Below are 21897 nucleotides of genomic sequence, written 5' to 3'. Positions count from 1 at the left end.
GAGTGGAACATATTGTTTACTGCGCCGCAGATTACGGGATTTTACCCGGTGACTACCGTGAAACTGCATTGGCGCTTCGAAAATTTTTAGACAGCGTACGAAAAAACTCCAAAGTGACTTTAGAGTTTACCCCGGGCACCTACCATTTTTACCCCGATTATGCGTACGAAAAACTTCTTTGTATCTCCAACCACGATGAAGATACCCTAAAAAGGATTATCTTTGATCTGTCTGAAACCAAGGGGTTTCACTTAATAGGAAACGGGGCTGAATTTCTTTTTCATACCGACTGTATTCCGTTTTATGCTCACAAAGCAGAAAACCTTACGCTGGAAGGCTTTTCGGTGGATTATGTTCGCCCTTCCTACAGCGAGGCGGAGATTTTAGAGGTAACACCAAAAACCACGGTACTGCGCTTTGACCGTGACCTTTACCCTTATGAGATGCGGCACGGGCGGCTGTTTTTTCTGGGGGAGAATTTTGAGCATGAGCTTACCGAATGGCTGGAATTTGACCAAAAGCGTTGTGCGCCGGTCCATAACATTTTGGATATGAACTTTAACGGCGGCCGGGGAGAACACTTTGCATGGTATGAAGAAACCGGGGCAGACACTGTAGCAGTTCACATAAGGGATGAAAAGAGCTTTCTTCCGCAAAGTCGGCCGGGAAATCGTCTGGTTTTGCGTCACCATCCCCGCAGTCACCCGGGCTTTTACGTCACGCAGAGCGAGCATGTTACCCTGCTGAATGTGCAATGTCATCATGCCACTGGGATTGCTTTTATGGCACAACGGAGCCGCCACCTTACCCTAAGCCATTTCAATGTGTGCCTCAGTAAAAAAAGACCCCGTATCTTTACAGCCGCAGCCGACGCCACCCATTTTGTCTATTGCGGCGGCAAAATCACCATACAGAAATGCCTTTTCAGCTGGATGACGCAGTCAATATCCATGGTATCTACGCTCGTATTAAAAAGGTGCTGCAACCCGGTTGTTTTGTAGCAGAATTGGTTCATCCCATGCAAAAAGGGGTCTGCTTTGCAGAAACAGGTGAAATGCTCCGCTGCGTAGACTATCAAACCATGTTGGAGACCGGAAAGGCGGAAATAAAGAACTATTCTATGCTAAACCGAGATTACTTCTACATGGAACTGCAAGAACCAATCGATGGGCTCATAGAGGGCAACGTTATAGAAAATATCTCATGGGTGCCGAATGTAGAAATTTCCCGCTGCACCTTTCGAAACAACCGCGCGCGGGGGCTGCTGCTCACCAGCGCGGGGAATGTTCTGGTGGAGGAGAATCTCTTTCAGGTGCCGGGCGCAGCCATACTGCTGGAGGGAGACGCCAACAACTGGTTCGAGAGCGGGATGACACAGAATATCGTCATAAGCGGCAACACCTTTGACAATTGTTCTTATGTTCCTGATTGGGGGAATGCGCCCATTCAGGCGACTCCGCGCTATCAAAAAACAGTGCCAAACCGCTTTTACCATCAGTCCCTTACGCTCGATCGTAATCGTTTTCTCTGTTTTGATGACCGTTTGTTGCATCTGGAAAATGTGGGGCGATTCTGCTTCACTCACAACACAGTACAAAAGACAACAGCTTTTCCGCCCCGAGAAGGTACAGCTGTTTTGAGCAAAGACTGTGGGGAATTGGTGCAGCTGTAAGAATAGAGTTTTGACAGTACAGCATATTCCCTTAATTCAGCTTTCTCCTTCTACTATTCCAGACGGCTCCGAGCAGACAGTGCGAGGGGCCGTCTGGAATAGTAGAAGGAGTATTTAACAAGAAAGGATGACGGCAGTGGAATTGCGCTTTTTAGAAAAAGAATATTGGTATGGAGGCTATGTAACAGAGGGCGTTCACCAGCCGTATGGGAAGGAAAGTGATGCAGTGTTGGATCTTACGCAAAATTCAACTCCAAATCAGGCTGCACCATTGTTTTTATCTACCCGCGGTCGCTGGCTATGGCGAGACCATGGCTTTTCCATTCAGTTTAAAAAAGGGGTCATCCATTGCCCCGACGATGTGGAAATTGGAGAATCAGGAGACAGCCTGCGTACAGCATACATCGGTGCGATGAAAAAGCATTTCCCGTTTCATCCCTGTGAGTTGTCACCGCAGCTGTTTCAGGCACCTGTGTACAATACATGGATTGAGCTGACCTTTCACCAAACACAGCAAGCGGTATTAAACTATGCTGAAAATATTTTAAAAAACGGGTTGCCTGTGGGCGTACTGATGATTGATGATGGCTGGAGCGACCATTACGGAAAGTGGAGTTTTTCTAGGGAAAGCTTCGCTGCCCCAAAGCAGATGCTCCGGCAGCTACATGAATGGGGCTTTTCGGTTATGGTATGGGTTTGCCCGTTCATCACACCGGATACTCTGGCTTACCGCGAGCTGGAGGAACAGAACCTTCTCGTGAAAAACGGATGCGGTGAAGTGCACATTGCTCACTGGTGGAACGGATGGTCTGCTGTTCTTGATTTATCCAAGGCCGCAGCCCGCGGCTGGCTGGATAAGCAACTGGAAGAGCTGCGGGAATTGGGTGTGGACGGCTTCAAGTTTGATGCCGGAGACAGCATCTACTACCCGGCGGACGGTGAAATCGGTCCTGATGAACACTCCCGTCTTTGGGCGGCCTATGGGGAGCGCTTTCACTTGAATGAATTTCGCGTAACAGCCAAAGCAGGGGGCTGGTCGCTGATGCAGCGGCTTTGTGACAAAGACCATAGTTGGGGCGAAACAGGCTTGGCCGCACTAATTCCCGATACTTTAATACAAAACCTGACCGGGCACCCCTTTTGCTGCCCCGACATGATTGGCGGGGGTGAGTACCGCAACTTTCTAAGCCAGGCTTTGCTTGACCCGGAATTGTTTGTTCGGCATGCAGAGGTGGCTTGCCTGATGACGGTGATGCAGTTTTCCGCTGCGCCGTGGCGCGTGCTTCCTGCACCATACTTTGATAAAATTAAGAATCTGGTACAGCTACGAAATAAGTATTGGGAAGAAATCAACAGGGCAATACAGCTTTGCCGAGAGACTGGGGAACCCATTTTACGGCCGCTGGAATATGAATTTCCAAATCAGGGGTGGGCGCAGGTGATGGACGAGTTTATGTTAGGTGGTGACCTTTTGGTCGCCCCGATACTTGTCAAAAATGCAAATGCAAGACGGGTAGCAATTCCAAAAGGACGCTGGAGCTGGCAGGATTCTGTTATTGAGAGCACGGGTATTGTACTGGAAATAACCGTCGAACAAGGGGATTTAATCGTTCTAAGAAAGCTGTAGCCTAGAAATCTGGCACAAATTTTAATGGCAATAAATTGTATACGGTGGTATTCTATATCTGCAAAGCTATACCTATAAAGAAAAAATGTGATATTATGTAAGGAAAAAGCGCTCCGCCTTTAGCATGTTAAAAATCCATTTCATAAATGATAAGGGGCTATACAAAATGCAAGTAGATGAATTTTGCAGCAGGATAGGGCTTTCCTCCGATACAATTGCTGAGATAAGTACACTTTCTTTGTGTGAGAAGCTTTATCAAACAAAGAAGCATCAATTTTATTCGGATAAGAAAGCTTTTTACGAGGAGATTCTATCCCAGCCGGGAAACGAGCGCCTTTTCCTTCAATACTACATCCGCTTTGCAATGGATAGGAGAGAACGATACGCAGAACAGGATATTTCGGAACAGATATATTGGGATACCTTTTCGGATATTGCCCTATGGGAAAGAAAATGCTTTCAAAAAACTGGTATCCATGGGCTACAGGAATACGACTGGCTGTCATTGCATCTAGAGCTGAAATTGTTCCGTCTTGGCCGGCTGCAGTTTCAGCCCATGCCCTTTCCTTTTGAGATTGAAGATATTGCTTGCCCAAAGAAAGGTCAGCCCGTCTTAAACGTACATATTCCCGAGGGCGAAAAGCTGTCTTCCGAGCAGATAAAGCTATCCTATCGTAGAGCAGCAGATTTTTTTAAGCTGGAGCCCCTGTGGTTTATCTGCGGGTCTTGGCTGCTGAGCCCGGCACTGCCTCAGCTACTGGATTCAGGTTCAAATATCCTGAGTTTCCAAAAAGAATTCAAGATACTTACGGTTGATCCATTAGACCGCCAGGCCGAAGAACGAATTTTTGGATTTGTTTCAGAAAACATACAAAGTTATCCAGAAGATACCCGTTTGCAAAAAGCTGCAAAAAGCCTTTTACTGCAAGGGGGTAATATTCTTTTTGCATGGGGTATTCGTCAGGGAGTTTAACAAAACAGTAAAATATAGAAATAACTGTCGTTTGTCCAAATGGAGCAACAAGAAAAAAGCCGTGTCAGGCATATGCCTTGCACGGCTTTTGTGATATACTAAAATTAATAAATTTGAAAATTACCCTCGCTTTTTTGTGCAGAGAAGGCGAGGACAGCTTACCCCCAATTTGGTAAGATTAAGGCAGGAGATGATGGTATGGAATGGTTGGATCGGCTCAACGATGCGCTGAACTATATGGAGCAAAATCTGGATGGAGAAATCGATTACAACAAGGCGGCACAGCTTGCCTGCTGCTCGACCTTTCACTTTCAGCGGATGTTTTCATATATTGCAGGAGTTCCGCTTTCGGAATATATCCGGCGCAGGCGTATGACTATGGCAGCGTTTAATCTGCAAAACGGCGATAAGGTGCTTGATGTGGCGCTGCGGTACGGGTATGAATCACCCACCTCGTTCAACCGGGCGTTCCAGAGTGTGCACGGGGTTGCTCCTTCGGTCGCTCAAAGAGAGAACGCTATCCTCAAAGCCTTTCCGCGCATCAGCTTCAAAATAACCATTAAAGGAGAAGCGGAAATGGACTATCGTATTGTAAAAAAAGAAGCGTTTCGTGTTGTTGGCTTGAGCTCGCCACTGGAAAAAGAGATTGAGCAGAACTTTCAGGCGGTGCCTTTGCTTTGGCAGCGGGCGGCAGAAAGCGGGCTGATTCCTAAGCTGTGCGGCCTGATGAACCAGGAGCCTAGGGGTGTGCTGGGGGTAAGTGCCTGCATGAGCGGGGAAGACTGGGCGTACTACATTGCAGTGGCCAGCGACAAGCCGCTGCCTGCAGAGCTTTCTGAGCTGAGTGAATACAATGTCCCCGCCTGCACGTGGGCAGTCTTTCCCGGTGAGGGAACAATGCCGCTTTCGATTCAGGAACTGGAAAAACGGATTGTCACCGAGTGGCTTCCCACCTCCGGCTACGAATATGCGGATGCGCCAGATATTGAGGTGTATCTGGAGCCCGACCCCGCAAATGCAAAATTTGAGGTTTGGCTACCGGTAAGAAAGAAGAATGGTGGGGCAGAGTAGACCAAACATAAGTCATTCCAAGAAAAGTGGCGTTGATTAATAGGCAGCAAAGCAGTCATGGGCACCTAACGGATGCAATGACTGCTTTTTTATCGCATAATCTCGTAGAACTTATCTTGACAAGAAAAGAATTATGCAGTATATTAAACATGTTTAAATTCTGATTAATAAAAAGGAGGAATAGTGTGAAGCTGGAAGTGAAAGAAAAGCTTCTACAGGCAGCCGCCGAGCTGATGAAAATTGCAGAAAGGCCTGAAGCAATTACCTCTCGAGACATTGCCGCGAAAGCGGGTGTCAACCTCGCTATGATCAATTACTATTTTTCCTCCAAAGATGAGCTGATGTACCTTACCGCCGCAGAAATTATTAAAGAAGAGGCGGACGCATGGGCTCAGGGGAAAGATACCGACAGCTCGCCCTATCAGCGGCTGCGGCAGATGCTGATTGAACTCAGCGATATCACCATACAGTTTTCACGCTTTACTAAAATATCGGTGGAATACGAGCTTATAAAGGCAGATATCGTTTTGCCACAGTATATTTTACCGCTTATTCGCGAGATTTGCGGCAATAAGCGCAGCGAATTTGAAATGCGGTTAACCGCTTATGAAATCATGTCGTTTTTACAAGTATTGTTTTTGCGTTCGGATGCTTTTTTTCAATATGCCGGAACAGATATACACAACCGCGACCACCGCATACAAATGATCGATGCCATTTTATCATCTCACTTCTTATAAGGGGGCAATTGCCATGGGGGATTATCGAACGCTCTTTGACCAAAGCATGCATTCCATCTTGAATACCGGGTTAGGGCTGCTGCGGGAGTATCCGCAGAGCGCAGCCGCACTCACGCATGTTTTTGCACATCAAACTGAGGCCAAAAAGAAACGCAGCGCATGGCTAAAGCAAGGCGTGGTCGTTCCGCCCTTGCTGATAATCAGCACGACGGAGCAGTGCAATCTGCATTGTAAGGGCTGCTATGCGCAGGGGCATTGCCGCGACATACAACAAGAGATGACACGGCAGCAGATGGATGACCTGCTCAGTCAGGCGGTGGAAGCCGGCTGCTCGATGATTTTGCTGGCGGGGGGAGAGCCGCTTCTGCGCCATGAATGGCTGGAAGCTGTTGCGCAGCAGCCAAAGCTTTTGGGGCTTGTATTCACAAACGGTACACTCATGGATGATGCACAGGCCGACTGGTTTGCAGCAAATCGTAGTGTGGTGCCGCTGTTTAGCGTGGAGGGCAGCCCAGACCAGACAGATGAGCGCAGGGGAGATGGTGTTGCAAAGTGTATCGAAAACGCGATGCAGCGCCTATCAAGACGGCAGGTTCCGTTTGGCCTGTCCATCACTACCGGAGAGCATAATATTGCCGATGTAGCCAATCTGGATTTTCTTTCTCCCTATTTGCAATTGGGTTGCCGCCTGTCTATTTTTGTTGAGTATGTCCCCATGGAAACAACCACGCAGTTGCTTGTGTTGACACAGCAAAGCAAGCAAAAGCTGCAAGCCTTTTGCCATCAGGCATCTGCACGGGGGAAAGCGCTGCTCATTGCTTTTCCCGGTGATGAAAGCACGTATGACGGGTGCCTTGCGGCGGGGCGCGGGTTTGCGCACATCAGTGCGTCCGGTGCTTTGGAGCCCTGTCCCTTTGCCGCCTGCTCAGACCGGAATGTGATAAACGAGCCGCTATTAAAAGCGTTTTGTTCACCGCTCTTTCAAAAAATACGGCAGGAAAGCCATTTGTACCATGAGGGCGCGGGGGGATGCGCGCTGCGCGGTAAAGATGCAGCAACGATAAGCCGATAGATAGAAGTACAACCGGGGATTCCCACCATATGGTAGGAATCCCCGGTTGTTTTAAGGAAAAGAGAAAGAAAAGCAAACTATATTTCTTAGATCTCGTACCAAATAATTTCATTGGCAGCCAAATCAAGGTCAAAACAGGTGCCGTCGCCTTTGTAAACAGTGGTGGACTGCGGTTCATAGGTGTTATTGACAACACAATACTTGCCGTTTTTGACATAGGCATGAACTTCAACGTTATAGTTTGTCGAGAACCACTTCTTCAAGTTTTGTTCATCGCCCGACGCCCACATAATTGCCCTGTAAAGCAGGCGGCTGTTCTCAAAGCTATAGGGTAGGCCGCTGATGTACACACACCTGCCGCTGCCAAAGCTGTTGACCGCCATTTGAACTTCCTTGTGGTTTTGACGGATTACAGTTGCGCCCTCCAGTGCGAAGATATTCTTTTGCCCCTCGCCAAAATCGATGACGCCCTTGCAGTCGTCAATGATAAAGTGGTCATGCTCATGCCAGTTGTATTTATCTTGATTGAGGTTAAAGCCTCTTTCTTTTTCCACACCCATTACGCCTGCAAGTTGAAAGTATCTGCCTTGATGCTGGCAAGCTGTGGGCTCACCAATACCGATGAAGCCGCCTCCGTTATGAATAAACTCCTTCACCGCACTTGCAATTCGTTTGTCTTTCCAGTAGTCGCCGCCCGAATGCGCAGTGTAAGCATCGCCGACATTGATAATGATATCAAAGTCTTTCAGCATTTGGGGAAAATCCAGAATATCGTCAAAGCTGATGAATTGCACATCAAACGGGGCACCAGAAAGAGCCTCGATCACTCCTGCATAGGAGTAGTTTTGCTTTTGGTAAAGGGCATGGTGCACCATATGTGCGCCCCAAGCGCGCATTTTTCCCCAGCAGTTGAGCACCGCTACCTTCTTCACACAGTAGGGGGTGGCACCCGCCGCATTTTCATACAGAGTGCGGAACTCATCGCATACGCTTGTCACATACTCGACAAAGTCGGGGAAATCCAGCGCGAGCTTGAGGTAGCCGCCATAACCGATACGGTCGATAGGATTGCGCAAAATTGCGCGTCTTGCGGTCACCCAATTGAATCGGGCTTCCTTTACGGGGTCGCCGCCCTTGTGAAAAACATCGGGGAAAAAGTAAGGCAAAAAGCGCCCCTCGGTATATTTCACACCGGGAATATCACTGATTAGGCGCAGGGTAGAGCCGTTGCCCACGCTGCCCACAACGGAATCCAGCCCAATTGTGGAAAACTCCTCCATAAACGGTTCTGTACCAATCCAGTGGTCGCCCAGGAACATCATCGCTTCTTTACCCTCTTCATGGGTAATATCCACCAGCTCTTTTGCAAGCTTGGCAACCTCGCGGCGCTGAAAAGCTTGAAAGTCTTTAAATTGCTTGCTGGGCACGCGATATTGGTTGTTCATATAACCTTGGTCGATGATATATTCGGGCCGGAACCCGTAACCCACCTCTTGTTCAAACTGTGCCAAAATATAGGGGCTTACACTGGCGGAATAACCGTACCAGTCCACAAACTTTTCTCTTGCCAGCTCATCGAATATCAGGGTAAACTGGTGAAAAAAGGTGGTGTAGCGAATCACATCAACATGCGGGTTTTCACGGCAGAATTTACGCAGACGCTCCTTTGAAAACTCCTTGGTTTTTGGCTGCCGTACATCAAAGGTAATCTGTTTTTCAATACCCTGCCAGTCGTTTACTACCGCATTGTACATATGGACAGGGTCCCACATAATATAGGCCAAAAAGCTCACGGTGTAGTCGTGGAAAGGTACAGCGTTTTTAATGGTTACGTCGCCTGTCTCCTCGCAGTAACTCCAATTGCTGATGGGCACAACTTCTCCTGTAGTCCGGTCGATTACCTCCCACCAGCGGGTGATGTCGTCGGCAGAGTTGACCTTAAGCATTTCGGGGTAGATGCCTGCCATCAGGTGGATGCTGAGTGTACCTGAGACGGCAGTGTAAAAATTCGTCATGATGTACATCTGCTGTACTTCATCGAGATTAGCCTTTGCCCATTCATTGTCTTTTCTTGTTGTATAGTAGGTTTTGTATATTTTTGCGTTTGCTTGTTTCAGCTCTTGCGGAAAGTCCGTGCCGTCACAGTCACGTAATGCATCCGCGCCCCAAATTTTCATAATCTCTAGGGTTTCGGGTACTACGTCCACGTCGGTGGGGATGGTAACGCGGCCGGATGATTTCGTCTTTTGCTCTGAATTCATAATATCACCACTTACTTAGTATATTGTCTGTTATAAATAAATAACAAGGCTAAGATCCCTGCCAGTCCCGCGGTCATTAACCCAAGGCCGGAGTAACCGATTGCTCTATGGCCGATAATCACAAGCCATGTAAAAAAAACCAGAGCAACCAATCCTGCCAGAACCAACAGTTTTTTTCTCATATACTCCATCGATCAAATCCTCCTGTCAGCTTGCGGTTAGCCCTTGAGGCCGCCTAAAGTCATGCCCTGCGTCAGTTTTTTCTGAACACAGATATATAAAATCAATGTGGGGAGCATGACGAGCACAAGCCCCGCGTACATTTGTCCGTACTGTGCTGCGGCATTTTGCGCCTTCATAAGGTTCATTAATCCTACCGGAAGGGTTTTTGCGCCTTTGGGGTCGCTCAGCAATGTCATAGCAATGATGTACTCGTTCCAAAAAGACAGAAAATTAAAAAGTAAAACAGTTATGATGCTGGGCTTTGCCATTGGAAGTATTATTTTTATCATAGTGGAAAAGTAGCCGGCTCCATCAACATAGGCTGCCTCCTCATAGGCTTTCGGTAGAGTGGAAAAGTACCCCGAAAGCAGATAAATTGTAAACGGAAGCGCAGTGGAAGCATAAACAACCGACAGCATAAAAATATTGTTGAGTAGAAACCCGTTGCCGAAAATGCTTCGCGCAAGCTTATCACCATCTACAAACATTAAAAAGATTGGCACCACAATGTAACTGACGTTGATAAATAGCCCACCCATAAACATGGTGTTTAAAAACTTTTTACCGGTAAATTGAAAGCGGCTTAGTACATATGCGGCAGGCAGGGCGACAGCAAGCAGTATAATCAGCCCCAAGCCGGTTGCAAGCACCGAGTTGAGCATATATTCACCCATGCGAGCCTTGCCCCATGCATCGATAAAGTTTTGAACATGCAGCCCCTGAGGCAACACCCAAGGGTTACCGTAGAATTCGCTGTTTTGTTTTACCGAAGCCATGAACACCCAGGCAACCGGTATAATAATAGATACCGCGAGGGTGATGAGGGCTACATAGATAAAGATTTTATATAGGATGTCGGTTTTGTTACCTTTTGTGCTTACCATAGTTGCCCTCCTTTTAAAATTCAATCGTTTCGCGTTTGGTCACAAGGTTTACAATTGCCGAAAGGGCAAACGAAAACAGGAATACCACCACGCCCACAGCCATACCGTACCCGTAGGTTGAGTTTGTGTATGCTTGCCTGTACATATAGCTTAGGAATACTTCTGTGGCACCATCCGGCCCGCCGCTTGTCATAGCCTTTACCAAAAGAAAGCTCATATTGATGCTGCTGATGATAAAGAAGGTAAGTGTGGTTCGAATATTCGTCCAGATAAGCGGTATGGTGATTGAAAAAAACTGTTTTATTCTCCCCGCGCCCTCAAGGTTGGCACATTCATACAGGCTTTCGGGGACGCTGGACATGCTCGCCATATACATCACCATATAGTAGCCGACTGCCTGCCACACCAGAGCACCGACAAGGCTGAATATAACAATTTTGGGGTCACCCAGCCAATATACAGGCTCATAAGTTTCACCGCGGAATAGGGCGAGCAAAGAGTTGAGCATACCGTTTGCCGGGTCGTAAATAGCGCTAAAAATAGCTGATATTACAACAACAGATAAAATATTAGGTATGTAAAACACAATACGGAAAAAGTTTTGTCCCCGGATTTTCTCTCTTGACAAAATACCAGCGAACACCAATGCTAAACTTATTGTTATTAGCGTCACAATAACAATAAGCAGTATTGAGTTTTGAAAAGACTGCAAAAACTTTTGGTCTTGAAACAGCTTTATAAAATTATCAAACCCAACAAAGGTCTTTTTGGCGGAGTAGCCGCCCCATTTGTAAAATGACATTCTGAATATATTGATAGTTGGTATCACCATAAAAATGGTAAACAGCACAACCGCGGGTGAAACGCAAAGCAGAATAAATCTTCCGCGGCCTTTTTGTTTGTCCATACGGGCACCTCCTGTGGCTTTTCAAAATTAACGGTGGTCGGAAATACCACTTTAAAAACAAAACAGTTTTTAAAGTGCGGCTTGGCCGCTTCTCCGGCAAGCTAACCTATCTGCTTGCCGGGCTTTCGGTATAACCTACCCACCGTTAAAGGGAATTAAATGATTACTCTTTGATTGCTTTACTTAAGAGCTCCACGCAGAGTGTTGCTGTCTTTGATGATTCCATCAACCCACTCCTGTTGAGTTTTAGATCCGTTTACAAGAGAGTTAACAGCGGTAAATACCGTATCGGCAAAGTTTACACCTTCAACAGGCTCTGTTGCTGCAAATGCACCAAGGGCTGCCTTGGCGCCATTGTCGTAAATGCTGTAGAACAGCTTGTTGTCGCCCTCCAGTGTATTGGCAAAACCGACGATTGGCTGAATAGCGCCTGCCTTTGCAAAGATAACAGCAGCTGTATCGGTATACAGAAATGCTACAAATTGTTTTGCAAGGTCTTTGTTCTGAGCAGCTTCTGGAATCCAGCACTGCTCGAACCATGTGTAGGAGTATGCATCTCCGCCTTCTTTTACAGCGGGAAGAGCGGTGAATCCCCATTTAAAGCCGTCAGCGCGGGGTGCATCCTTCATTTCGCCAACTACCCAAGTGCCATTTGGCATAAAGAGTGCCTTATTGTCAAGAATCAGCTGCTGGTTCTTGGTAAAGTTATCGTTGTTTGCGTTTGCGGGTACAGATTTCTCTGTGTAGGTAGCCAGTTTGGCCACAATGTCAAACGCTGCTTGTGCTTCCGGTGTTTCCCAAATGCCCTCGTCATAGCGGGTAGCCTTGGTGAAGAAATCGGGGCCGCCTACTTCGTAAAGAAGGGAATAGAAGAAAGCATCAAAGTAGCCTGCTGTTGGGTAGCTGAACAGGGCAATACCCTCTGCCTTTGCTTTGTCGCCAAGTGCCCACATTTCATCCCATGTTTTTGGAACTGACCAGCCCTTTTGCTCAAACAGGCCGGAATTATAGAAAAGTCCGCATGGGCTGTAGAACATTGGCGCCATATAGGTTTTACCGTCGTTGTACGGGTTGGTCAAAGAAGAATCGGTAAAGCCGCCGGCAATTTTTTCTTTTACCTTTTTGCCTTCTCCGGGTACGGTCATATCAAGTACATCTGTAATGTCCGAAAGGCCGTTCTCTTTGATCAGTGTCTCGGTAAGGGCATCCGGTCTGCCGGTTGCGAGGTGTACCACATCCGGGTAATCACCCGATTTCATGCTTGGCCCGATGACATCCTCAAGCTTTTTGTCTGTTACCAGTTCTACGGTAACGCCGGGATTTGCAGCTTCAAAGGCAGCGGCAACTTCCTTCCACATGTCTGAGCCATAAGCTGTTTCAATGGCGGCAACCTTTAAAGTCTGGGCTGCAGGAGCAATGCTTTCCGACGGTGATGCAGAACCATCCGGTGCGGCAGATGATGCCGGAGCTTTGCCACAGGCTGTAAAGGCAGTAAGAGTTAGCGCTAAAGTTAATAAGATAGCGACGAGTTTTTTCATACGAAACCCTCCCATGTTTAAAATAATCATTCTTGCAGAAGGTGGTAAAACCCCTTCGTTATAATCAAGTATAGCTGATACGGCCGCTGAATCAATCTAATTGTTGCTTGATAATTTAGATATCTTGCTTTTTATAAAAATTTAAGTTAATATGTAATAAATTGAAATGTGAAATTTTATTGATATTGTATATCCGAATTTAATAAATAGTCCTTATTTTTTGCAAAAAATTTAGCCGTATTTGTTTTAAACGGTTGGATGATAGACTGTTGAGTACTGCTTATTGAGCAATAAATATAAAATTATTTAAGGGGATGAGTGGTTTGAGTAACCTAAGATACGATTTTAAAGAAGGCGATGTTGAGCGCATTAATGCAAACCTTATGTATGTAAGTTCTTCAAAATATGAAGGCGATTGGAACAGCATCCCCCACATACATCCTTTTGCGGAGCTTTTTTATGTAATCAACGGTACGGGCAGCTTTTTGGTAGAAAACAAGAGTTTTGAGGTTCGGGCAGATGATTTTATAATTGTTAACCCCAATGTGCTGCATACAGAAATGAGCCTTAATGCTGCGCCTCTTGAATACATTGTAATTGGCGTAAGCGGGCTGTCTTTTTTATTTGGGGACAAACAGGACATAGGTACGTTTAGCGTTCAAAACTATAAGAGCCACAGAAAAGATTTTTTATTCTATCTAAACATTTTGCTTACGGAGCTTGCAGCCGAAACGGAGTACAGCCAGATTGTCTGCCAGAATTTATTCGAGGTTCTTCTGGTTAACATGGTGCGCCAATCCCATTTTTCTTTTGCTGCGGTTGGTACACAAAAATCCGACCGCGAATGCAGTATTGCAAAAAGATATATAGATGCCAATTTTAAAGAGAACATATCTCTTGATGACCTCGCAAAGCTGACGCATACCAACAAATATTATCTTGCACATTCGTTTTCCAAGAGTTTTGGAGTTTCTCCCATAAACTATCTGCTCAAAAAACGTATTGACGAGAGCAAGATGCTGCTTTCAACCACCAACCATTCTGTTTCGCAAATTGCTCAGATTGTTGGTTTTTCTTCACCATCATATTTTTCACAAGCCTTTGTGAAAGCGGCAGGGCAGCCCCCCAGCCAGTACCGCAAAGAGCTTCGCACCGCAAATAAAAAATAACAAAACCTCCGGTTTAACCGGAGGTTTTGTTTGCTTGTAGAGAAAACAACGATTTGCTGACAGGTTATACTTGAATAGGCGCGTGAATAAGAAAGTGTTATACATAACTTATTAAAAATCATGTGTCCCGAATTTCCCGTTGTTGAAGTCCTCGTTTGCCTGCATTAGTTCTTCTCTTGTGTTCATCACAAATGGTCCGCCTGCGGCGATTGGTTCATCAATTGGTTCTCCGCTTAAAACGAAGATCTTGACATCATCGCTTTCGGCATGAATCACTACTTCACCTTCCTCATTTTTCAAGAGAATGAAGTCCTTTGTCTTGCATGCCTCGCCGTTTACTTTTGCTTCTCCGCCGAGAATCAACATACCCATGTTAAAGTTTCCCGGCTCATTCAGTGTGATCGTTCCACCTTTTTGCAGGTCAATAATATAAATATTCATAGGAGTGAACGACTTTGCCGGCCCTTTAACCCCATCGTAGGCTCCTGCTACAACCGTTACAGTTCCCTTTCCATCAGGAAGTGCCACTTTCCCCATTTGTTCCTTAGTGATTGCCTGATATCCGGGATCGTCCATTTTATGTTTCTTGGGGAGATTTACCCAAAGCTGAATCATGTGGAAAATCCCGCCGTTTTTGCTAAATTCCTTTTCATGATACTCTTTGTGCATGATCCCTGATGCAGCCGTCATCCACTGCACATCACCCGGATAGATGATGCCATGGTTTCCTTTGTTGTCATGGTGCTCAACGGCACCCTCAAAAGCAAAAGTGACCGTTTCAAAGCCCCTGTGTGGATGTTGCCCAACACCTTTCGGAGTTTCGCTCGGAGGAAACTCCCGCGGGGCATTGTAATCCAAAAGAATGAATGGAGTAAATCGTTCAAGCAGGTTTTTTCCTGACGGAAAATAATTGCTAACCTCAAACCCATTTCCAACCCAGTGTGTAGGCGGCCCTGCAAAAATCATTTCTACCGTTCTTGTACGTGACATCTCAATCGCTCCTTATCGTATTTTATTTTTTACAATAGGGTAACTTCTTTAAAACCTTTTTTCAAAAACAGACATACAATCCTGTAAGGGATCAGTTGTATTTCTATCTGCCCCTTTTACTCTAACACCCAACCTACGCTCTTAACCACGGCTTTTTCAAAAAATATTTATTCTGATTTGACGAAGCAGCGGCATCTAAACCGTTCTATCACAAGGAAAAACGCTTGCCTTGATTTTTTAGAATCGAAATTGATGAATTTTCAAGCAATAGTTTTCTATCGGTAAAACCTAAAAAACTTGTTACAAGGCGTTTTTACACCTATGTTTCCACCCTTGTCATCAATACCACGCACTCAACGGTATTACCAAAAACCCACAAAGCTCCAGACAGCTACATTAACGTAACCGTAAGCTTTGGACACGGCGATGGATTGATACCATTAGATGATATCGACACTATTCATAATAAGCTTACCCTTAATAATATAGCTCAAAGGGCAGAAGCATACAAGCCAAAACCACGAACTACTTACAAAATGCTTCAAGAATATATCCTTGAAAAATATAGATTCAAAGTCCACACGGCATATATTGCCGAAGTAAAACGTGGATTAGGTTTGCAAATGTACGATGCTCCCAATGCTGTTGAAACACTAAAGCAACCACGAAAACACCCCACTCCTATTCAAGTAAATGCTATCAAAGATGCGCTAACGTATTTTGAAGTAATTCCAAACTAAATATGGATATAAAAATTGCTTCTTATTTCAAAAGAGGCAATTTTTATTCAGTTTTCTTTTCAATTAAGGATGCGCAAAGTGCATAATCCTCTTTATATTTGTCAGATGATACTTGCTTTTAGCTAATTGTATTTTGTCATAATTGATAATTAAAGATAAACTTATATACATATTTTATTGAAAATTACATTGGTGTGTTGAATTTAAAGTGGAAAAGATATACAATAATAACAACATTGTTTATATTGTTATTTGATAGGAGGTATATCATGTCTACTGCAAATCAACTTTTAGAAATAGCTAAAAACGAAATAATCAATTTAAAACCAGGAGAGGTATTTTTAGTTCGTGACCTTTTTAAAGGTTATGAGTGGAATCGTATATCTCGCAGTGATAGACCTTCTTTTAGGAACTCTTTTTCTAAATTATATAAAAAATGCTGATACCAGAGTAGAAATTATTGAAAAAACTACTTCAGGGCAGCAAAAATATAAAATCTTATGAAAGAGAGGTGCTTGTAATGAATTATCAAATGGATTCAAGTGGAATAAATAGTTTAGCTGAATTTGCATATCAAATCAAAGTCTTTGCATTATATGCCTTTGATTTGCATGAAAATATGTCATTAGAATTTGAAACTATCGAAGATGTTAATTTAAAGTCTATTAAGCCGGATCAGATTGATAAATTAAGCTCGAATTTTATATGCAAGTCCATTGCTCAAACTACTAATTTAGCAATACAGGTTAAGCATACGACTGTAGATGATTCTACTGCACAAAAAATAATACTCAATTGGCTATTACTTGAAAATTCAGAACACACAATTAATCAATATGTGCTATTCACAGATAAAATCTACCAGAATTCTGAAGCAATATTTAAAAAGGATGCTAATCTTCTCTTTGAAGAAATATCAGCATCTAAAAGTCGATCTGATGCAATTATTTCTAAAGTGAAAAATGCCTATGATGGACGTTTTGATGATTTTGAAGCCGCTTATCAGTCTATACAAACAAAATACCAATTTAAAAATATTGAGGATATAGACCTATCAATTCAGCAGGCTGCTTGTATACATTTTAGAAAATCGGCAAACCCAATTTATTTTATCAAAGGCTAGAGGGGTTTTTACAACACGTAACCTATGAAATTTTAGGTGCCATTAACAAAAAGGTACCTTACAAAATGAATTTTGAACATTTCATAGCGATTGTAGAAGAAATATCCAATCGCTTTACAGCCGAATTAACCGCTCCATCATATGCTGACTTTAAAAAAATCAATCCAATTGACTTAGATGAAAGCAAAATCTCAACTTCAAGGGAATTTGTTCAATTAAAAGCTTGTAACTTATCAGAGCCTGTTATTAAAAGGCATTTATCTTATGGCTTATACTACCATGCAACAGCAATAAAGTATCTGGAAAATAACAGAATGAAAAAAGTTGAAGATATTTTAGAAACAACTTTTGAAAACTTTGAGGATGCTAAATTAGATTTACAAAACCAGAGTAAAGACACCCCTTACAATCGCCTAAGTACAACAAAAGATAAAAGTAATTCTAATGCTGATAACGAGCAGATTAAATTTGGATCTGCCATTTATCTAACTAAAGATGATATTGATGAAAAACAAATTTCTTGGGAGGATGAGGAAAATGAAAAGCATTAGAGAACAAGCCGAAGTACTTCAGTTAAGTATTTTCAGTAGCATAATATGTCAATTGTTAAAAAACCATAATCAATTGAGTGTTTGCAAATTAGTTACGTTTACATATATTATAAAACAAAATAAGTTTTTAGGGGGAAATATATATACAGCAAAAAATACGCAAGATGTAATCTACAAAGGTATTTCTCTTTTATCCGGTGATTTTGACAGATATTGCGATAGTTTAATTTATATTTTTAAGGCTATCCATTTGTTAGCAACACAAAATGTAATTACTTTAGAAAATGATATGATAACTCTCTCTGACACAAACATTCAGAGCGATACAACATTTGTTGAAAGCAACTTTTTGAACAAAGTGATTAGAGAGAGTAAAACAATGACTGATATACAGTTTATGAAGGAGGTGACTTACAATGTTTAAAATAAGACAACTTACTTTGTTTAGTATCCAAGATCAGCAATTCACATATCAGTTTTCTGAAGGAATAAATTATTTTAAAGGGAAAAACGATTCTGGGAAAACTGAGTTTTATTCTTTTATTGATTTTATGTTTGGTTCTTCATTAGATATTTCAAAAAAACGTTGGTATAAAGATTCATTGCATAAGGCAACTATGGAACTCGAGTATAATGGTATTGGGTTTTTATTAACAAGAACCATGAATCCAAATCAAAATTATTTCTCATATGTCAATGAGGATATTAGTGAATCAATTGACTTGAGAACATATAAAGACAAACTTAATTCAATGTTTTGTCAAGATGAAAGTCTATTAAAAGAAATAAGAAATTTTACCAATGAGGATTTAACTTATAGAACTTTTACAATGTTTAATTTTTTCGGTGAAAATGGTCAAGGGAAAATACAAGATTTTTTAGACAAGTGCAGCGATATCAAATATTCTGTGAAGCTTAATCCTATTTTGAATTTTATTTTTAATAATCACTTAGATAAAATTTTTGCCCTCAGCTAAAAGAATTGGAAGTAAGTCGTCAGCGTTATGATTTTATTATCAATCAGGTTAATTCAAATTTGTTAAAGCTTGGGGGTAGTGTTACTTATACTGGTAGAAATGCCGAGGACATAAAAAGATTTATCAACTCTGTAAGAGAAATGCAGCATCCTGATAACAAAGGAGACAAACGAAATATTGCTGACCTTGAAGTTATGTATAATAATATTTTTGAACAAATTAAAGTGCACGAAAACAGTATTTCTGATGCAAAGCAATTTGAAAAAGACAGTAATAGTAGAAAAAAACTGTTATCCAAACTGCAAGAACTCGTGTCCGATAATACTGAATTTGACTACTTAATATCCCCAATGCAAAAATTAATTGAAGATATCGACAGCACCATATTTTTCAGTAATTATATCATTACTGATAACACAGTTAAGGAATTAAGAAAGCAACTTGAACAGATTAAAATTGAAATCAGAAGAAATGATTCGAAATTCAAATGTTACACAGTTGAACAAAAGGTAAAATCTATTGCACTTATAGAAGACTATTTATCGGTGGTAATTACAAATAACGAGGAGGACTTAAATAATCTCCGAAGAAGAATTAAGGAAATAAAAGAGGAAATTAAGGTTCTTCAAAATTCTGATGATATGAAGAAAATTAATGAGATGTCCCGATTCGTCACTGACCTTTATTGTGCTGCAAAAGACATCTCAACAGTGGTGTCCGACGATATACATCAAACAGGATTTGAAATTAAGTATCTTAAAAAAGGTAACATACTTCAACCAATGGTACTATCCGATGATACCGAGAACATTAATTCAAACAAAAAAGTCAATTTTTATATTGGTAGTATGGCGAGACACACGTTAATTCAATTATGTGGATATCTTTCGTTTATGAATTTAATGCTCAGCAATGGAAAATATCCCTTAGTACCAATTCTAGTTATAGATCATATTTCAAAACCATTTGATGAAAAAAATTCAAAGGCTATTGGACTTGTTCTTGATGAGGCATATAAACTAATTGGAAAAGAAAATATGCAGACATTTATCTTTGATGACGAAGATAATGAGAAATTAAACATAAATCCAGATCATGTGGAAGATTTAGTTACTGATGAAAAGACTGGATTTAACCCCTTCTACTTTCCAACAAATACAGGAGATTAATAATAAAACACTAATCAAACCGTTTACCAATTAAGGTAAGCGGTTTTTTTATACCCCAAAATCGAAAGGAGGAACAAAATTGAACGCAAAGACAATCGCCATCGCCAACCAAAAAGGTGGCGTAGGCAAAACAACCACCTGTGCCAACTTAGGCATCGGATTGGCACTTGAGGGCAAGAAAGTCCTGCTGATAGATACTGACCCACAGGGCAGCTTATCAATCAGTTTAGGATACGCTCAGCCTGACAAGCTGGATACCACCCTTGCCACTGTAATGGGTAAAATGATAACCGACACCCCTACCCAACACAAGAAAGGTGTTTTGAGCCACCATGAGGGCGTGGACTTGATGCCCGCCAATATAGAACTGTCAGGTATGGAAGTCTCCCTCGTAAATGCCATGAGCCGTGAAACTGTTCTAAAGCAGTATCTTGATACGGTCAAAAAACAATATGACTTTATTCTTTTAGATTGTATGCCCTCTCTCGGTATGCTCACTGTCAATGCACTTGCGGCGGCAGACAGCGTAATTATTCCTGTGCAGGCTCAGTATCTACCTGCAAAGGGATTGGAACAGCTTTTACAGACCATAAACAAGGTACGTAAGCAGATAAACCCCAAGCTAACTATAGACGGTATTCTGCTGACAATGGTGGATAACCGCACCAACTTTATGGGCTATGGACTTATGAATTAAGGAGGAAACTATTTGAACGCAAAACTAAAAAAGGTATTGTCCGATATGAATAAAATCGAGGACAAAATGGTGCTTTTGCAAGAGAAATGGGACGAGCTGAACAAGCAAAAGACCGAGTTTGAAAACCTTGAAATTATCGGGCTTGCCATAATGGTGCTATTGGGGGAAGTCGAGGAAGGATTAAAGGCACTGCTTGCCGCCTACCTCATCAGCCCATACGGAATACCAATGTTTGCAACTTGGCTTGTCGGTGCTGTGGACGGACTAAACCAACGGCTGAAATCTATTTAATACTACAAAGATGGGCGATAGCATTTGTGTGCTATCGCCCCCCTTAATTGCCACATAGCAGGAGTGCCACTATTAAAGCAAGGGCGGCGAAGCCGTTCATCTTGACCCTTGTTTTGTAGCGGGGCTTTTGTTTTTGTTTGTAAAGGGAGGATAGAAGTTTTGGATGATATGCGGTATAATAAAACAAAAAATGACTGGAGGATAGAAATGGGATATTCAAACAGTGCCAGATTGGGATATGAATTTGAAAGTATCATTGCTGATATTTTTCGCTCTTATGGATTTACTGCTACGCTTACTGATGGAAAATATCACGATATAGACGTCATAAAAGGTGAAATCAAACTGGCTGTTGAGGTTAAATTATTTAGAGATATTAAAGCAAATAATAATGCTGTTTTATCAGCAGCTGAAAAGGTATGTCACTCTGCAAAAGAATCTGATTTCATTCCGGTCATTGTATCAGGGAATGTAGTTGATGAGCGCATCCGTGTACGCTTAAAAGAATACCCTACATTATTTATTGTGGATATTCAAAATCTGCTTTATCTTGTTGACAATGATGAAGTTTTAAGAAGCAGGCTTTTATCAGTTCTAAGTTTTTCTACTGATGACTTACTTCCGCAAGAGTCCACAGAATTAAAAAAATACAACTTGAACAAATTGCCACCTCAAAAAGCTTTACATGAAGATTTAATTGAGAGAATTAAGAAATGGGAACCAAGTTTAAAAGAAAATACACTATACGAAAAGCTGTGTACGGATGTTATAAAGTACCTTTTTGATAGCGACTTAGCATTATGGAAAGAACAGCAAAAATCAAATGACGATTTGTTTAGATTTGACTTGATTTGTAAAATCAAAGATGGCACTAACAAAGAGTTTTGGACAATGGCAGAAAAACATTTTGGAACAAAATATATAATTTTTGAGTTCAAAAATTATACTGAGCAGATAACCCAGAAAGAGATATTTACAACTGAAAAATATCTTTATTTGAAAGCTTTACGAGGTATTGCAATTATTATTTCAACAAAAGGTTCCGATAAAAATGCGGATAAGGCTATTCGAGGAACTTTACGTGAAAACGGGAAACTGATTATCAGCCTAACAAATGAAGATTTGATTGAGATGATTGAACGAAAAGCTATTGATGACAATTTGCCCGCAGAATTCTTAAGCGAAAAACTGGACAATATGTTAGTTAATTTAGAAAAATAACA

Annotated in this window: 22 protein-coding genes and 2 pseudogenes; 18 read left to right on the top strand and 6 right to left on the bottom strand. The window is 42.4% G+C overall.

Annotation, left to right across the window (positions count from 1 at the left end):
* The first annotated feature begins 2 nt into the window (after nt 1–2).
* The 7 genes from RTV33_RS06375 to RTV33_RS06345 all read left to right on the top strand — a co-directional run bounded on the left by RTV33_RS06375 (nt 3) and on the right by RTV33_RS06345 (nt 7155).
* Nucleotides 3–1001 (top strand): hypothetical protein, encoded by a 999-nt coding sequence (locus tag RTV33_RS06375; protein WP_312642653.1) that lies wholly within the window; start codon nt 3–5, stop codon nt 999–1001.
* 17 nt (nt 1002–1018) lie between these two features.
* Nucleotides 1019–1672, top strand: a complete 654-nt coding sequence (locus RTV33_RS06370) for a right-handed parallel beta-helix repeat-containing protein (RefSeq protein WP_312642651.1) — start codon at nt 1019–1021, stop codon at nt 1670–1672.
* Between the two features lie 136 nt (nt 1673–1808).
* On the top strand, nt 1809–3299 hold the full coding sequence (locus RTV33_RS06365; protein ID WP_312642649.1) for a glycoside hydrolase family 31 protein: 1491 nt from the start codon (nt 1809–1811) through the stop codon (nt 3297–3299).
* Between the two features lie 166 nt (nt 3300–3465).
* Nucleotides 3466–4272, top strand: a complete 807-nt coding sequence (locus RTV33_RS06360) for an acyltransferase domain-containing protein (protein ID WP_312642647.1) — start codon at nt 3466–3468, stop codon at nt 4270–4272.
* A gap of 198 nt (nt 4273–4470) precedes the next feature.
* Nucleotides 4471–5343 (top strand): AraC family transcriptional regulator, encoded by an 873-nt coding sequence (locus RTV33_RS06355; RefSeq protein ID WP_312642646.1) that lies wholly within the window; start codon nt 4471–4473, stop codon nt 5341–5343.
* Nucleotides 5344–5528: 185 nt separating this feature from the next.
* Nucleotides 5529–6083 (top strand): TetR family transcriptional regulator, encoded by a 555-nt coding sequence (locus RTV33_RS06350; RefSeq protein ID WP_312642645.1) that lies wholly within the window; start codon nt 5529–5531, stop codon nt 6081–6083.
* A gap of 13 nt (nt 6084–6096) precedes the next feature.
* The gene (locus RTV33_RS06345) at nt 6097–7155 is read left to right on the top strand and encodes a radical SAM protein (RefSeq protein ID WP_312642644.1); all 1059 of its coding nucleotides are present in this window, start codon (nt 6097–6099) and stop codon (nt 7153–7155) included.
* Nucleotides 7156–7241: 86 nt separating this feature from the next.
* Here RTV33_RS06345 and gnpA read toward each other — a convergent pair whose 3' ends face one another.
* The 5 genes from gnpA to RTV33_RS06320 all read right to left on the bottom strand — a co-directional run bounded on the left by gnpA (nt 7242) and on the right by RTV33_RS06320 (nt 12967).
* Nucleotides 7242–9416, bottom strand: a complete 2175-nt coding sequence (gene gnpA, locus RTV33_RS06340; RefSeq protein WP_312642642.1) for a 1,3-beta-galactosyl-N-acetylhexosamine phosphorylase — start codon at nt 9414–9416, stop codon at nt 7242–7244.
* Nucleotides 9417–9427: 11 nt separating this feature from the next.
* A complete protein-coding gene (locus RTV33_RS06335) occupies nt 9428–9607 on the bottom strand; it encodes a DUF6903 family protein (RefSeq protein WP_312642641.1) in 180 nt (59 codons plus the stop codon).
* 27 nt (nt 9608–9634) lie between these two features.
* Nucleotides 9635–10522: a carbohydrate ABC transporter permease gene (locus RTV33_RS06330; protein WP_312642640.1), complete on the bottom strand. Its 888-nt coding sequence runs from the start codon at nt 10520–10522 to the stop codon at nt 9635–9637.
* Nucleotides 10523–10535: 13 nt separating this feature from the next.
* Nucleotides 10536–11429 (bottom strand): sugar ABC transporter permease, encoded by an 894-nt coding sequence (locus RTV33_RS06325; RefSeq protein ID WP_312642639.1) that lies wholly within the window; start codon nt 11427–11429, stop codon nt 10536–10538.
* A 179-nt stretch (nt 11430–11608) separates the two neighbouring features.
* Nucleotides 11609–12967 (bottom strand): carbohydrate ABC transporter substrate-binding protein, encoded by a 1359-nt coding sequence (locus tag RTV33_RS06320; protein WP_312642638.1) that lies wholly within the window; start codon nt 12965–12967, stop codon nt 11609–11611.
* Nucleotides 12968–13290: 323 nt separating this feature from the next.
* Here RTV33_RS06320 and RTV33_RS06315 point away from each other — a divergent pair, with 323 nt between their 5' ends.
* Nucleotides 13291–14136, top strand: a complete 846-nt coding sequence (locus tag RTV33_RS06315) for a helix-turn-helix domain-containing protein (protein ID WP_396327230.1) — start codon at nt 13291–13293, stop codon at nt 14134–14136.
* 111 nt (nt 14137–14247) lie between these two features.
* Here the strand turns inward: RTV33_RS06315 and RTV33_RS06310 are convergent, their stop codons facing one another.
* Entirely contained in the window at nt 14248–15126 is an 879-nt protein-coding gene (locus tag RTV33_RS06310) for a pirin family protein (RefSeq protein ID WP_312642636.1), read from the bottom strand.
* A gap of 431 nt (nt 15127–15557) precedes the next feature.
* On the opposite strand from RTV33_RS06310, the gene RTV33_RS06305 reads away from it, so the two are divergent.
* From RTV33_RS06305 to RTV33_RS06260, 10 genes and pseudogenes are all read left to right on the top strand, one after another.
* Nucleotides 15558–15866 (top strand): hypothetical protein, encoded by a 309-nt coding sequence (locus RTV33_RS06305; RefSeq protein WP_396327229.1) that lies wholly within the window; start codon nt 15558–15560, stop codon nt 15864–15866.
* A 269-nt stretch (nt 15867–16135) separates the two neighbouring features.
* Nucleotides 16136–16370, top strand: a pseudogene (locus RTV33_RS06300) (single-stranded DNA-binding protein).
* Nucleotides 16327–16989, top strand: coding sequence for a hypothetical protein (locus RTV33_RS06295; RefSeq protein ID WP_312642679.1), 663 nt, complete (start codon nt 16327–16329; stop codon nt 16987–16989). Before RTV33_RS06300 ends, RTV33_RS06295 begins: the two are co-directional and overlap by 44 nt.
* 65 nt (nt 16990–17054) lie before the next feature.
* Nucleotides 17055–17540 carry a hypothetical protein gene (locus RTV33_RS06290; RefSeq protein ID WP_312642634.1) on the top strand — a complete coding sequence of 162 codons (486 nt, stop codon included), beginning with the start codon at nt 17055–17057 and terminating at the stop codon, nt 17538–17540.
* On the top strand, nt 17527–17964 hold the full coding sequence (locus tag RTV33_RS06285; RefSeq protein WP_312642632.1) for a hypothetical protein: 438 nt from the start codon (nt 17527–17529) through the stop codon (nt 17962–17964). The genes RTV33_RS06290 and RTV33_RS06285 overlap by 14 nt, the downstream gene beginning before the upstream one ends.
* The gene (locus RTV33_RS06280; RefSeq protein ID WP_312642630.1) at nt 17957–18517 is read left to right on the top strand and encodes a hypothetical protein; all 561 of its coding nucleotides are present in this window, start codon (nt 17957–17959) and stop codon (nt 18515–18517) included. The genes RTV33_RS06285 and RTV33_RS06280 overlap by 8 nt, the downstream gene beginning before the upstream one ends.
* A 59-nt stretch (nt 18518–18576) precedes the next feature.
* Nucleotides 18577–19686, top strand: coding sequence for a hypothetical protein (locus tag RTV33_RS06275; protein WP_312642628.1), 1110 nt, complete (start codon nt 18577–18579; stop codon nt 19684–19686).
* Nucleotides 19687–19765: 79 nt separating this feature from the next.
* Nucleotides 19766–20359, top strand: a pseudogene (locus tag RTV33_RS06270) (ParA family protein); the annotation flags it as partial.
* 36 nt (nt 20360–20395) lie between these two features.
* Nucleotides 20396–20674 carry a CD1845 family protein gene (locus RTV33_RS06265; RefSeq protein WP_312642626.1) on the top strand — a complete coding sequence of 93 codons (279 nt, stop codon included), beginning with the start codon at nt 20396–20398 and terminating at the stop codon, nt 20672–20674.
* Nucleotides 20675–20833: 159 nt separating this feature from the next.
* Nucleotides 20834–21895, top strand: coding sequence for a hypothetical protein (locus RTV33_RS06260; protein ID WP_312642625.1), 1062 nt, complete (start codon nt 20834–20836; stop codon nt 21893–21895).
* Nucleotides 21896–21897 lie beyond the last annotated feature (2 nt).

The sequence above is a fragment of the Hydrogenoanaerobacterium sp. genome (genome assembly GCF_032017025.1).
Classification (GTDB): Bacteria; Bacillota; Clostridia; order Oscillospirales; family Ruminococcaceae; genus Hydrogenoanaerobacterium.
The sequence above is the reverse complement of the archived record's forward strand: the minus strand, read 5'-3'. Positions and strand labels throughout refer to the sequence as shown.